The sequence below is a fragment of the Pseudoxanthomonas sp. genome (genome assembly GCF_027498035.1).
GTDB lineage: Bacteria > Pseudomonadota > Gammaproteobacteria > Xanthomonadales > Xanthomonadaceae > Pseudoxanthomonas_A.
Window position 1 is genome coordinate 3,481,180 of the sequence record NZ_CP114978.1, and the last position, 13,799, is coordinate 3,494,978.

The 13,799-nt window shown below is 68.1% G+C and carries 3 protein-coding genes and 1 pseudogene; 3 read left to right on the forward strand and 1 reads right to left on the reverse strand.

The genetic code is table 11. The features are described 5' to 3' along the window. Nucleotides 1-7: 7 nt before the first annotated feature. A complete protein-coding gene (locus tag O8I58_RS15245) occupies nucleotides 8-508 on the reverse strand; it encodes an RDD family protein (RefSeq protein WP_298317868.1) in 501 nt (166 codons plus the stop codon). Between the two features lie 60 nt (nucleotides 509-568). Between O8I58_RS15245 and xerD the strand changes: the two are divergent. The 3 genes and pseudogenes from xerD to O8I58_RS15260 all read left to right on the forward strand — a co-directional run bounded on the left by xerD (nucleotide 569) and on the right by O8I58_RS15260 (nucleotide 13,725). Then, nucleotides 569-1,565, forward strand: a pseudogene (gene xerD, locus O8I58_RS15250) (site-specific tyrosine recombinase XerD). Between the two features lie 588 nt (nucleotides 1,566-2,153). Next, nucleotides 2,154-6,992: a phosphoribosylformylglycinamidine synthase gene (gene purL, locus O8I58_RS15255; protein WP_298317871.1), complete on the forward strand. Its 4,839-nt coding sequence runs from the start codon at nucleotides 2,154-2,156 to the stop codon at nucleotides 6,990-6,992. 394 nt (nucleotides 6,993-7,386) lie between these two features. Continuing rightward, nucleotides 7,387-13,725 carry an ESPR-type extended signal peptide-containing protein gene (locus O8I58_RS15260; protein WP_298317874.1) on the forward strand — a complete coding sequence of 2,113 codons (6,339 nt, stop codon included), beginning with the start codon at nucleotides 7,387-7,389 and terminating at the stop codon, nucleotides 13,723-13,725. The last annotated feature ends 74 nt before the right edge of the window (nucleotides 13,726-13,799 follow it).

Below are 13,799 nucleotides of genomic sequence, written 5' to 3' on the forward strand. Positions count from 1 at the left end.
GTGGCGCTCAGCGTGCGGGCCTGGGGTTGCGGATGATCCGGGTACCGCTGGCCCGGTCATGCCAGGTCAGGCGGTCGCGGTCGAACCATGCCCACCAGAAGCCCAGTCCCGCGCACAGCAGTGACAACGTGCCCACTGCGTAGCGCAGCCACAGGGCTTTCCTGCTTGGCTGGTGCTGGCCGTGGACCGAGGTCACCACGATCCGCCACGGCCGCATGCCAAGCGTCTGTCCGCCGCGCCGCCAGCTGACCGTCGCATACAGTCCGGCCACGACCCAGCAGCTCAACCACAGCAGCCATTGCAGCGCACTGAAAGGCGCGATGTTCTGGTGGCTGTCGTGGTGGCCCAGGTAGGTATAGCCCAGGGTGAAGGCGACCGAGATCAGCATCCACAACGCCAGCACCGGCCAGGCATCGTAAAACAGCGCCAGCAAGCGCCAGCCGACGAAGGCATGGCGCGGTGCGGGCAGGGCGAGCGGGGCAGGTGCGGTGTCAGGTTCGGCGGACATGGGCCAAGGATAGTCGCCCGGGACGCAGTCGCCGTTGCGCGCTGCGGCTAAGCTGGTGCGATGTCATCGCCCGCCGAACGCCGCCAGCTCGTCAATGCGCTCCCCGATTGTGGCCCCGCCGACGCGCGCAGCATCGATGCGTTCCTGGACGCGATCTGGGCCGAAGGCGGATTGGCGCGGGCCACGCTGGAAAGCTATCGGCGCGATCTGCAGGGGCTTGCGCGGTGGGCGGTCTGGCGTGCTGGCGCGTCGGGGAGCGCTGCCACGGACAACGTGCTGGCGACAGCCGACCGGACCTTGATCTTCGATTACCTGGCCTGGCGCGCGCGTCAGGGCTATTCGTCACGCAGCAACGCACGCCTGCTGTCGTGCCTGCGCGCCTTCCATGCCCAGCTGGTGCGGCGTGGACAGCGCAGCGATGATCCGACCGCGTTGCTCGATCCGCCCAAGCTGCCGCGCTCACTGCCCAAGGCGCTGTCGGAAAGCCAGATCGACGCGTTGCTGGCCGCACCCGACATCGACACGCCCGTGGGCCTGCGCGATCGCGCCATGCTGGAACTGATGTACGCCTGTGGCCTGCGCGTCAGCGAACTGGTGGACCTGCCGGCCAATGCCGTGAACCTGCGCCAGGGCGTGGTGCGCGTGACCGGCAAGGGCAGCAAGGATCGGCTGGTGCCGCTGGGCGAGGAATCCCAGCACTGGCTGCAGTGCTATCTGGACAGTGCGCGTCCGCAGCTGTCGGCGAACAAGGCGGTGACGGCCATGGCCAATGGCGAGGTGCCGCTGTTCATCGATGCCAGGCGCCAGGCGCTGAGCCGGCAGGTGTTCTGGGGACTGGTGAAGCGCCATGCAGTGGTCGCCGGGATCGACCCGGCCAAGGTGAGTCCACACGGGCTGCGGCACAGCTTCGCCACCCACCTGCTCAACCACGGCGCGGACCTGCGCTCGCTGCAGCTGATGCTGGGCCACAGTTCCGCTGTCGACCACCCAGATCTACACCCTGGTCGCCCGCCAGCACCTGCAGCACCTCCACGCCAAACACCACCCGAGGGGGTGAAGCCCAAACGCGGCATGCCGCGTTTGGGCTTCACGGCCGGCCATGGATGGCCGGACCGGGAATCCATCGAGCGGCATGTCCCGCCATGGATGGCAGCCATAGCTCCAACCCGGGCATGCCGCGTTTGGGCTTCACGGCCGGCCATGGATGGCCGGACCGGGAATCCATCGAGCGGCATGTCCCGCCATGGATGGCAGCCATAGCTCCAACCCGGGCATGCCGCGTTTGGGCTTCACGGCCGGCCATGGATGGCCGGACCGGGAATCCACCGAGCGGGATGTCCCGCCATGGATGGCAGCCATAGCTCCAACCGGAGCATGCCGCGTTTGGACTTCACGGCCGGCCATGGATGGCCGGGTCGGGAATCCATCGAGCGGGGTGTCTCGCCATGGATGGCCGCCGTATCGCCAAGCCGGGCATATCGCGCGTGGCCGAACGCCGTGCCATGAATGGCATCGACGTTCCCGGCGGGTCCGGGCCTTCATGCTGCGTATGCGAGAATCGGACACGATGCCCGGCCATCGCCGGGGCCCCGCGCCGATGGCTGCGTCATGCACCAGCCGTCGCCCCCCGAAACAGGAATCCTCGATGCGTCGTCTCTTCCCCTTTTTCATGCTGGCCGGCCTCAGCCTGACAGCCTGTGCCCAGCAACCGCAGAACGCTGATGCCCAGGCTGCGCCGGCCAAGCCTGCCGCCGCCCCCGCGGTCGCCGATAACGATCCGGTCGATGCCAAGGTGCGTGCCGCGCTCAAGCAGCTCAATCCGCAGGTGGACGTGGACTACATCGGCAAGGCGCCGCTGCCGGGCTTCCGCGAAGTCATCGTCGCCGGCCAGCTGGTCTATGTCAGCGAGGACGGCAAGTACCTGATGCAGGGCAGCCTGGTGGATATCGGCCAGCGCAAGGACCTGATGCAGGGCAGCCCGGCGCTGGCCGGGTATCGGCAGAACCTGCTCAAGTCGGTCAAGGACAGCGACAAGATCGTGTTCGCGCCGGCCAACCCGAAGTACACCGTCAATGTCTTCACCGACATCGAGTGCGGCTACTGCCGCAAGCTGCACAGCCAGATCGCCGATTACAACAAGCAGGGCATCGCCGTGCAGTACCTGGCCTGGCCGCGCATGGGCCTGGGCAGCCAGGACCACAAGGACATGATCTCGGTGTGGTGCGCTGCCGACCGCAAGAAGGCCCTGACCGCGGCCAAGGAGGGTGGCGCGGTGGCCGCGCGTGACTGCACCAACCCGGTGACCATGGAATACGACATCGGCCAGCGCCTGGGCGTCAACGGCACCCCGGCGATCTTTGCCCCGGACGGCAGCCAGATCGGCGGCTACCTGCCCCCGGCCGAGATGCGCGCGGCGCTGGACAAGCTGGCTGCGGCCGATGCCGCCAAGGCCTCGGGCAAGCCGGTTGGCATGCCCGTAACCGGCCTTCTGCCTGCAATTCGCGTTTCACGAAGCCGGCCTTGCGCCGGCTTCGCTACAATAGGCGGCCCCGTTCCCACGGCATCCACGCCACGGTTCCCGGACATGATCGTCCTCGAAGGCCAGCCGGCCTTGTCGCAGTTCCGCCGCGCGCGGCTTGAATCCCGTCTGCAGTCCGTGGCGCCGTCGGTGCGCATCGTGGACACCTGGCAGGTCTTTTTCATCGAACCACAGGCCGGTGCCGCGCCTGACATGGACGCGCTGCGGCGCATCCTGCAGGCCGACGGCGCACCGTCGCAGGCAAGCGAAGGCGCGGTCTCGCGCTTCGTCGTGCCGCGCCTGGGCACGCTGTCGCCCTGGTCGAGCAAGGCCACCGAGCTGGTGCGTGGCGCCGGCCTGGCCATCGCCCGGGTCGAGCGCGGTTCGCGCATTGACCTGACCGGGCTGCCGACCGACGCCGACCGCCTGGCCACATTGGCCAAGCTGCTGCACGACCCGATGACCCAGTCGCTGCTCGATGCGGCCGATGCCGCCCAGGCGCTGTTCATCGCGCCCGCACGTGGCGACCTGGAGCGCGTGGCCCTGGCCGACCTGGAAGGCGCCAACGCGCGCCTGGGCCTGGCCCTGGCCCAGGATGAGATCGACTACCTGCGCAGCCGCTACACCGAGCTGGGCCGCGATCCGTCGGACGTCGAGCTGATGATGTTCGCGCAGGCCAATTCCGAGCATTGCCGGCACAAGATCTTCAATGCCAGCTGGACCATCGACGGCCGCGAGCAGGACCGCTCGCTGTTCAAGATGATCAAGCACACCCACCAGCAGACCCCGCAGCACACGCTGAGTGCCTACAGCGACAACGCCGCGGTGGTGGAAGGGCACCTGGCTTCGCGCTATCGCCCGGACCCGGCCAGCGGCCAGTACCGCAGCGAGCCGGCGGTCGAATCGGCCTTCGCCATCAAGGTGGAAACCCACAACCACCCGACCGCGATCGCGCCGTTTCCCGGCGCCGCCACCGGTGCCGGCGGCGAGATCCGCGACGAAGGCGCGACCGGGCGCGGTGGCAAGCCCAAGGCCGGCCTGACTGGATTCTCGGTGTCGCACCTGCGCATCCCGACCCTGCCGCAGCCGTGGGAAGCGCCGCGCGCGCTGAACCCGCGCATGGCCCCGGCGCTGGACATCATGCTGGACGGCCCGCTGGGCGGTGCCGCGTTCAACAACGAATTCGGCCGGCCCAACCTGCTCGGTTACTTCCGCAGCTTCGAACTGCCGGAAGGCGGCGCGTCCGATGGCAGCGTGCTGACCCGCGCCTACGACAAGCCGATCATGCTGGCCGGCGGCCTGGGCGCCATCGACCGCAACCAGGTCGAGAAGAAGACCCTGCAGCCCGGCGATGCGGTGATCGTGCTGGGTGGCCCGGCGATGCTGATCGGCCTGGGCGGCGGCGCGGCCAGTTCGGTCGCCTCGGGCGACAGCGCCGAGGCGCTGGATTTCGCCAGCGTGCAGCGCGAAAACCCGGAGATGGAGCGCCGCTGCCAGGAAGTGATCGACCGCTGCGTCGCGCTGGGCACCGACAACCCGATCCGCTGGTTCCATGACGTGGGCGCGGGTGGCCTGTCCAACGCCATCCCCGAACTGCTGCACGACTCTGGCGTGGGTGGGGTGATCGACCTGGGCAAGGTGCCCAGCGACGATCCGTCGCTGTCGCCGCTGGAACTGTGGTGCAACGAATCGCAGGAGCGCTACGTGCTCGGCGTGCCGCAGTCGCGCCTGGCCGAATTCGCCGAACTGTGCGCGCGCGAGCGCTGCCCGTTCGCCGCCGTCGGCGTGGCCACGGCCGAGGAACGTCTGGTGGTCGCCTACGGCGCCACGCCGGGCACCATTCCGGATGACGCCCCGATCAACCTGCCGATGGATGTGCTGTTCGGCAAGGCGCCGAAGATGCACCGCGACACCGTGCATCCGGCCGCGCCGCGCTGGCCCGAGCTGAAGACCGCTGGCCTGGACTTGCAGGACGCGGGCCTGCGCGTGCTGGCGCATCCGTCGGTCGCTTCCAAGAGTTTCCTGGTCACCATCGGTGACCGCAGTGTCGGCGGCCTGACCGCACGCGAGCAGATGGTCGGGCCGTGGCAACTGCCGCTGGCCGATTGCGCGATCACCCTGGCCGGCTTCGACACCTTTGCCGGTGAAGCGATGTCGCTGGGCGAACGTGCGCCGCTGGCCTTGCTGGATGCCGCTGCATCGGCGCGTATGGCCGTGGGCGAAGCGATCACCAACCTGTGCGCGGCACCGGTGCAGTCGCTCGATGGCGTCAAGCTTTCGGCCAACTGGATGGCCGCGGCCAACCACAACGGCGAAGACGCGCTGCTGTACGACGCCGTGCGCGCGGTCGGCATGGAGCTGTGCCCGCAACTCGAACTGAGCATCCCGGTCGGCAAGGACTCGCTGTCCATGCAGGCACAGTGGCAGCTCGACGGCACCACCCACAAGTCGGTGTCGCCGGTGTCGCTGGTCATCACCGCATTCGCGCCGGTCGACGACGCGCGCACCCAGCTGACCCCGGTGCTGTCGCGCGAGCCCGACACCGAGCTATGGCTGATCGGCCTGGGCGGTGGCAAGCAGCGCCTGGGCGGTTCGGTGCTGGCACAGGTGTTCGCCAGCGACGAGGCACTGCCCGCGTTCGGCGGCGAAACGCCGGACCTGGACAATCCGGAACTGCTGCGCAGCTTTTTCGAACTCATGCGCGATGCGCGTGCGTCCGGGATGCTGCTGGCGTATCACGACCGCAGCGACGGCGGCGCGTTCGCCGCGCTGTGCGAGATGGCCTTTGCCGCGCACCTGGGCGTGGACATCGCGCTGGATGCCTGGGGCGATGACGCCTTCCGCAGCCTGTTCAACGAAGAGCTCGGCGCGGTCGTGCAGATCGCCTCGGAAGATCGCGCCGCGTTCGCGGACCTGGTCGAACGCCACGCCCTGACCGAATGCGCCCAGCGCATCGCCAAGCCCACCACCGCGCCGGCGGTGCGGGTCACGCTGGAAGGTCGCATCCTGGCTGAATGGCGCTGGGAGCAGCTGTTCGATGCCTGGTGGTCGGTGACCCACGCCATGCAGCGCCTGCGCGACAACCCGGAAAGCGCTGACGACGAGCGCCATACCGCGCGCACCTTCGCCGATCCGGGCCTCAAGCCGAAGCTCAACTTCGACCCGGCCGACGATGTGGCCGCACCGTTCGTCGCCACCGGTGCGCGACCCAAGGTCGCGATCCTGCGCGAGCAGGGTGTCAACGGCCAGATCGAAATGGCCAATGCGTTCGAGCGTGCCGGCTTCGATGCGTTCGATGTGCACATGAGCGACCTGGTCGCTGGCCGCATCACCCTGGATGGGTTCACCGGCCTGGTCGCCTGCGGCGGCTTCAGCTACGGCGACGTGCTTGGCGCCGGTCGCGGTTGGGCGACCTCGATCCTGGAGCGTCCGGCGCTGCGTGCGCAGTTCGCCGCGTTCTTCGCCCGCACCGATACCTTCAGCCTGGGCGTGTGCAACGGCTGCCAGATGTTGAGCCAGCTCAAGGACATCATTCCCGGTGCCGAGCACTGGCCGCGTTTCCTGCGCAACCGCAGCGAGCAGTTCGAGGCCCGTACCTCGCTGCTGGAAGTGGTGGAGTCGCCGTCGGTGTTCTTCCGCGGCATGGCTGGTTCGCGGATTCCCGTTGCCGTCGCGCATGGCGAAGGCCGCGCGGAATTCGATTCGCCGGTCGACCAGGCCACCGCGCGCGTCGCGCTGCGCTTCGTCGATGGCGACGGCAACACGGCCAGCCGCTATCCCGTCAATCCCAACGGTTCGCCCGATGGAATTACCGGCCTGACCAGCACCGATGGCCGCGTCACCATCCTGATGCCGCACCCCGAACGCACCCCGCGCAGCATCAACCTGAGCTGGTCGCCCAGCGAGTGGCCGGATGACTCGCCGTGGCTGCGCATGTTCCGAAACGCGCGGGTGTGGTGCGGCTGATTCAGCGCCCCGTACATTGCAGTGCAACGCAACGCCCATCGCTTCTTGCGATGGGCGTTTTTGTTATGAGACTTCCATTCCGATAATCAACATCCATTGCCAGCACGGGCCTCAACGGTTCACATGCAAGTGCCTGAAAACCCCTTGTTTTATGGGATTTCAAACATGTCAGTTCATTGCATGAACGGCACTTGACGCAATGAAATCTCTTGGATGACTATCAAGTCAAGCGCGTGACCCCCGTCTACGTGCCAGGTCCGCGATAAATCCCCCGCAAGTAGCGGACTTACCCGAAGCACCGAAAAACCTCTCTTCCGCGAACCCCTGCGCGCAAATCCGATTTGCGCGTCGCGGGAGTCTTTTGCCCCAAAAAAATGCCTAAGGAAAGGAACGGATGAATCGCATCTTCTGCAAGTTGTGGAACGCTGATCGTGGCGTCGTCGTGGTCGCCTCTGAATTCGCCAAGGCGAAAGGCAAGGGCAAAGGCGCCCGGTTACTGCAGGCTGCGATCGTCCTGACCGCCGTGGTGGTCGCGCCGACCGTGCTGGCACAGTCGGTGGGAGGTGGGCGATCACCGGGTGATGCGAGCACCGCGATCTCGCCGCAGGCAGCGGCGTGCAACGATGCCGCCAGCCGCGTCGCGCGTGCCACGGGTGATCTTTCCGTTGCGATTGGATGCGGCGCACTGTCTGCCGGGGCCACGTCCACGGCCGTCGGCTTCCAGAGCAATGCCACCGGCGATCAGTCCACCGCGCTTGGCGCCGCGGCGTTGGCCAGCGGTGATGGCAGCAGTGCAACCGGTGCGCTCAGCGAAGCGTCCGCGATCGAAGCCACCGCCTCGGGGTACTACAGCACCGCGTCGGCCGATGGCGCGACTGCGACCGGCGCGGAAAGCACTGCAAGTGGTATCGAATCGACCGCCAATGGATTCCTGACTACAGCATCCGGCCTGGGCGCAACGGCAGTGGGTGCCGAATCGTCTGCCGCTGCTGACTACGCCACCGCTTTGGGATTGGCGGCGCAGGCAAGCGGTGCGAGCAGCACCGCGGTCGGTGAATTCAGCCTGGCCAGCGGTGAAGAAAGCACCGCCGTCGGTGGCAGCGCACTGGGCGGGTACTACCAGACCGAAGCGCAAGGCATCGGCGGTGCGGCCTTCGGCAATGGCGCCTGGGCCAACGGCAACTACAGCACCGCGCTGGGCTATCTCAGCTCGGCCGATGCACAGGGCGCCACAGCCTTGGGCGCGGGCGCGTCGGCGACCGGGGACGATGCAGTCGCACTGGGCTTCGGTGCGAATGCGGCGGCCGCCAACAGCGTGGCCTTGGGCGCGAGTTCGGTGGCTGATCGCGACAACACGGTGTCGGTGGGCGATGTCGGCAGCGAACGCCAGGTCACCAACGTGGCCGCGGGCACCGAGGACACCGATGCGGTGAACAAGGCGCAGCTGGATGCAGTGGCCAACACGGCCGAGAACACCAGCAAGTATTTCCAGGCCAGCGGCAGCGAAGACAGCGATGCCGGCGCCTACGTCGAGGGCGACAACGCGGTGGCCGCGGGCGAAGCGAGCAACGCGATCGGCGCGGGAGCTTCCGCCTACGGTGCCGGCGCGAACGCCTTTGCCGATGGCGCCACCGCGGTGGGTTACAACGCCACGGCGCTGGGCGCCAGCGCCACGGCCAGTGGTGCCAATGCGCAGGCTGCTGGCGAATACGCAACGGCCACGGGTGCCGAGAGCGTGGCCGATGGCGAACAGGCTACCGCGACCGGTGCGGCCAGTAGCGCCAGCGGCGACGGCAGCGTGGCGACGGGTGCCTTGAGTGAGGCTTCCGGGATCGAATCGACCGCGTCGGGTTACTACAGCAGTGCCTCGGGTGATGGCGCGACGGCGACGGGTGCGGAAAGCACCGCGTCAGGCATCGAGTCCACGGCCAATGGCTTCCTTGCTTCTGCACTCGGTAATGGCGCCACGGCGGTCGGCGCCGAGTCGTACGCGGGCGGCAACTACGCGACCGCGCTCGGCCTGGCCGCGGCGGCCGATGGTGAAAGTGCCACGGCGCTGGGCGAATACAGCCAGGCCTCCGGCGCCGAATCCACGGCGGTAGGCGGCAGCACGTTCTTCGGCTTGATCAACACGCGCGCCACCGGCACCGGTGGTTCGGCCTTCGGCAACGGTGCCTGGGCGACCGGCGAATACAGCACCGCGCTGGGCCACAACACCTATGCATCCGGCGATGCCAGTACCGCGGTGGGCGTGAATGCCTACGCCCCTGCAGACAACGCGGTGGCACTGGGTGCGGACTCGGTAGCCGACCGCGACAACACGGTCTCGATGGGCGATGTGGGCAGCGAACGCCAGGTCACCAACGTGGCTGCGGGCACCGAGGACACCGATGCGGTGAACAAGGCGCAGCTGGATGCAGTGGCCAACACGGCCGAGAACACCAGCAAGTACTTCCAGGCCAGCGGCAGCGAAGACAGCGATGCCGGCGCGTATGTGGAAGGCGACAACGCCATCGCCGCGGGCGAAGCGAGCAATGCAATCGGCAATGGCGCCTCTGCCTACGGCAACGGTGCTTCCGCCTATGCCGACAATGCCACGGCGGTCGGATCCAATGCCGTCGCCAGTGGCCAGAACAGCGCGGCCTTCGGCAACAACGCACAGGCGACAGGCCCGGCAAGCGTGGCGATGGGGGGTGTCGCGGTCGACGAAAACGGCGATCCGCTGATCACCGTGGATGGCGTACCCGTCGATACCGGTGCGACCAGCGCCAGCGTTGGCGGCACCGCGGTGGGCGCCAGCGCCGATGCCTCGGGCTTTGCGGCGTCCGCCGTGGGTGTGGGGGCGTATGCAGGTGGCGCGCAATCGACCGCGGTGGGTGCGGTTGCCAATGCGATCGGCGATTACGCCACCGCGGTGGGCACTTCCAGCGCTGCGGTCGGGACCAGTTCTGTTGCGGTAGGTGGCCTGGCGGACCTGGCCCCGGGTTTTGGCTACTTCATCGCGACGCAGGCATCGGGTGAATATGCCGCGGCCTTCGGTTCGGGCGCACTGGCTAACGGTGATTACAGCACGTCGATAGGCACGCTGAGCCAGACCAATGGCTTGCAGAGCACGGCCCTCGGCTACTTCTCCTATGCCGCGTCGGATTACGCGACTGCTCTGGGCGCCAACAGCTGGGCATCCGGATTGGACAGCACTGCGCTTGGCTATTACTCCACGGCCTATGGCGCCAACAGCGTGGCCTTGGGTGCGAGTTCGGTGGCTGATCGCGACAACACGGTGTCGGTGGGTGACGTGGGCAGCGAACGCCAGGTCACCAACGTGGCCGCGGGCACCGAGGACACCGATGCGGTGAACAAGGCGCAGCTGGATGCAGTGGCCAACACGGCCGAGAACACCAGCAAGTATTTCCAGGCCAGCGGCAGCGAAGACAGCGATGCCGGCGCGTATGCGGAAGGCGACAACGCCATCGCCGCGGGCGAAGCGAGCAATGCGATCGGCAATGGCGCAGCGGCGTATGGCAGCGGCGCGACGGCCTCGGGCGTGAACGCCACGGCCAACGGTTTCAACGCCACCGCGACCGGTGATTCGGCGACGGCCGTGGGCGGTGCGCTGTACTACACCGATCCGGATACGGGGGAAGTGGTGCTGGACCAGACCACGCTGGCCAGCGATGCCGGTGCCAGTGCATTCGGCGCCGGTGCGCAGGCCACGGGCGCGTTCAGCACCGCGACCGGTGCGGGCGCCACCGCTGAGGGCCTGCAGGCCACGGCCAGTGGTTTCAGCAGCAGTGCGTCGGGCCTGGCCTCGACGGCGACCGGCGGCTTCAGTGCCGCCGCGGGCGACTTCGGTTCGGCGTTCGGTTACGGCGCCGAAGCCAGCGGCGGTTACACCACGGCATTGGGGGCTGGCGCAGCCGCAGGCGGCGAAAGTGCCACGGCCGTGGGCCAATCCAGCCAGGCCTCCGGCGCCGAATCCACGGCGGTGGGCGGCAGCACGTTCTTCGGCTTGATCAACACGCGTGCCACCGGCACCGGTGGTTCGGCCTTCGGCAACGGTGCCTGGGCGACCGGCGAATACAGCACCGCGCTGGGCCACAACACCTATGCATCCGGCGATGCCAGTACCGCGGTGGGCGTGAATGCCTACGCCCCTGCAGACAACGCGGTGGCACTGGGTGCGGACTCGGTGGCCGACCGCGACAACACGGTCTCGGTCGGTGATGTGGGCAGCGAACGCCAGGTCACCAACGTGGCGGCGGGCACCGAGGACACCGATGCGGTGAACAAGGCGCAGCTGGATGCAGTGGCCAACACGGCCGAGAACACCAGCAAGTACTTCCAGGCCAGTGGCAGCGAAGACAGCGATGCCGGCGCATATGTGGAAGGCGACAACGCGGTGGCGGCGGGCGAAGCGAGCAACGCGATCGGCAATGGCGCAGCGGCGTATGGCAGCGGCGCTGGCGCGGTCGGCGGCAATGCCACCGCCGTCGGCAACAATGCATCCGCCGTCGGCAATGGCAGCGTGGCCGTCGGTGGCATGGGCCAGGCCTACGACGAGTACAACTTCCCGATTGAAGACGCGGACGGTGCGCCCGTGCTCGTCGGTGCCAATGCGGGCGACAACGCGACGGCCGTTGGTGCCGGTGCACAGGCGACGGGCGCCACGGCGTCGGCCTTCGGTTACGGCGCGCAGGCATTGGGCGATCATAGTTACGCCGGTGGTTATACCTCGCGTGCGATTGGCGGCTACAGCGTTGCGCTCGGCGACAGCGCCTGGGCCAGCCAGGACTACGCCACGGCCGTGGGTGCCTATGCCTGGGCGACGGGGGAAGGGGCTTCGGCCTTCGGCGAGGGCGCATGGGCAACGGCGAACAACGCATCGGCCTTCGGTGTCGCCGCCTGGGCCAGCGGAACCGGCTCGACTTCGGTGGGCTACAACAGCTGGGCGCCCGGTGCCAGTGCAACGGCGGTCGGGCGTGGCGCGTTCGGCTATGGCGACTACAGCGTCGCGCTGGGTTACCAGGCGCTGGGTGGCGAGATCAACAGCATCGCCATCGGCACCAACACGCTGGCAGATAACGAGAGTGCCGTGGCGATTGGCGCGGGTAGCGAAGCGACCGGCAACAATGCCGTGGCCCTGGGTGCAGGCGCGGCAGCGGACAGCAATCGCAGCCTTGCCACCGGCGCGGGCGCGACGGCCAGCGGCGTGCGGACCGTCGCGCTGGGTGCCGACAGTACGGCCAGCGGCACTGGCGCGGTCGCCCTGGGCGTGCAGAGCAACGGTGCAGGCGTGAACAGCACCTCGATCGGTCGCCAGACCAACACCCTGGGCGAAAACGCAGTGACCGTCGGCTACAACGCCTTTGTCCGCCAGAGCGGCGAGAACGGCCTGGCACTTGGTGCCAATAGCGGTGTCTCGGCTGCGAACTCGGTGGCGCTTGGTTTCGGTGCGCGCGCCGACGAGGCCAACGTCGTGTCGCTGGGCAGCGGCAGCGGGCGTGGTGGTCCGGCAACCCGGCGCATCGTCAACCTGAGCGATGGCCTGCTTGCCGAAGGCAGTAGCGATGCCGTCACCGGCGGCCAGCTCTACCAGTCGATGCAGTCCTACGCGCGCTACCTCGGTGGCGGCGCCGCCGTCGGCCCGATGGGCGGGATGACCGCGCCGACCTTCGTGATCCAGGGCGACAGCTACTACAGCGTGGGCGATGCGTTGACTGCGCTCGATAACAAGGTCAGCGAACTCGATGCCGGTACAAGCAGCGCCGCAACCTCCAAGGTGGCAACGGCATCGCGCAAGGCGGTGGCTTCATCGGTCAGCAAGGCCAGCGTCGAGTCCGAGCCGGTCCAGGCGGTCGCGGCGGAAGCGAGCACGCTCGCGGCAACGCCTGCTGCCGCGACCGTTCGTACAGCGGCGGTGGCGTCCAGCGCGACCGGGGGTGCTGTTCTCGGTGATGGCGCACAGGCCGATGCTGCCAGCGGTACCGCAGTCGGCGCGGCCGCCTATGCCGCTGGCCCCAACGACACGGCCATCGGCAGCAACGCCAAGGTCAACGCTGATGGCAGCACGGCCGTGGGCGCCAACACCACCATTGCGGCAGAAGCGACCAATGCGGTGGCCGTGGGCGAAGGCAGCAGCGTTAGCAATGCATCCGGCACGGCGGTCGGTCAGGGCAGCAGCGTGACCGCGGACAACGCGGTCGCGCTGGGACAGGGTTCCACCGCGGATCGCGCCGATACCGTTTCGGTGGGCAGCACCGGCAACGAGCGCCAGATCACCAACGTCGCCGCGGGAACCCAGGCGACCGATGCGGCGAACGTGGCGCAGGTGCAGTCCGGCGATGCGCAGACGCTGCAGTCGGCCACCGCTTACGCCGACACCACCGCCACCCAGACGCTCACCAGCGCCAATGCCTACACCGACAGCAAGTTCGCCGCCTGGAACCAGGACCTGGATGGCTACAAGAAGGACGTGGACCGTCGCTTCCAGAACCAGGACCGTCGCATCGATCGCCAGGGCGCGATGAACGCGGCCATGTTGAACATGGCCACCAGCGCGGCAGGCATCCGCACCGACAACCGGGTCGGCGTGGGCGTTGGTTTCCAGGGGGGCGAGAACGCGTTGTCCGTGGGGTACCAGCGGGCCGTCAGTGACCGCGCCACGATCACCATCGGGGGGGCGCTCAGCGGTGACGAACGCTCCGTGGGCTTGGGTGCCGGCTTCGGCTGGTAACCCGACCTGATGCGGGCGCGGCTGATGCCGCGTCCGATTCAAACAACGGAAGCCGACACCCCGGGGTGGCCGTC

Coding starts and splice junctions, on each gene's coding strand:
- O8I58_RS15245 (WP_298317868.1), bottom strand. CDS start 508: ATGTCCGCCGAACCTGACACCGCACCTGCCCCGCTCGCCCTGCCCGCA.
- O8I58_RS15260 (WP_298317874.1), top strand. CDS start 7,387: ATGAATCGCATCTTCTGCAAGTTGTGGAACGCTGATCGTGGCGTCGTC.
- purL (WP_298317871.1), top strand. CDS start 2,154: ATGCGTCGTCTCTTCCCCTTTTTCATGCTGGCCGGCCTCAGCCTGACA.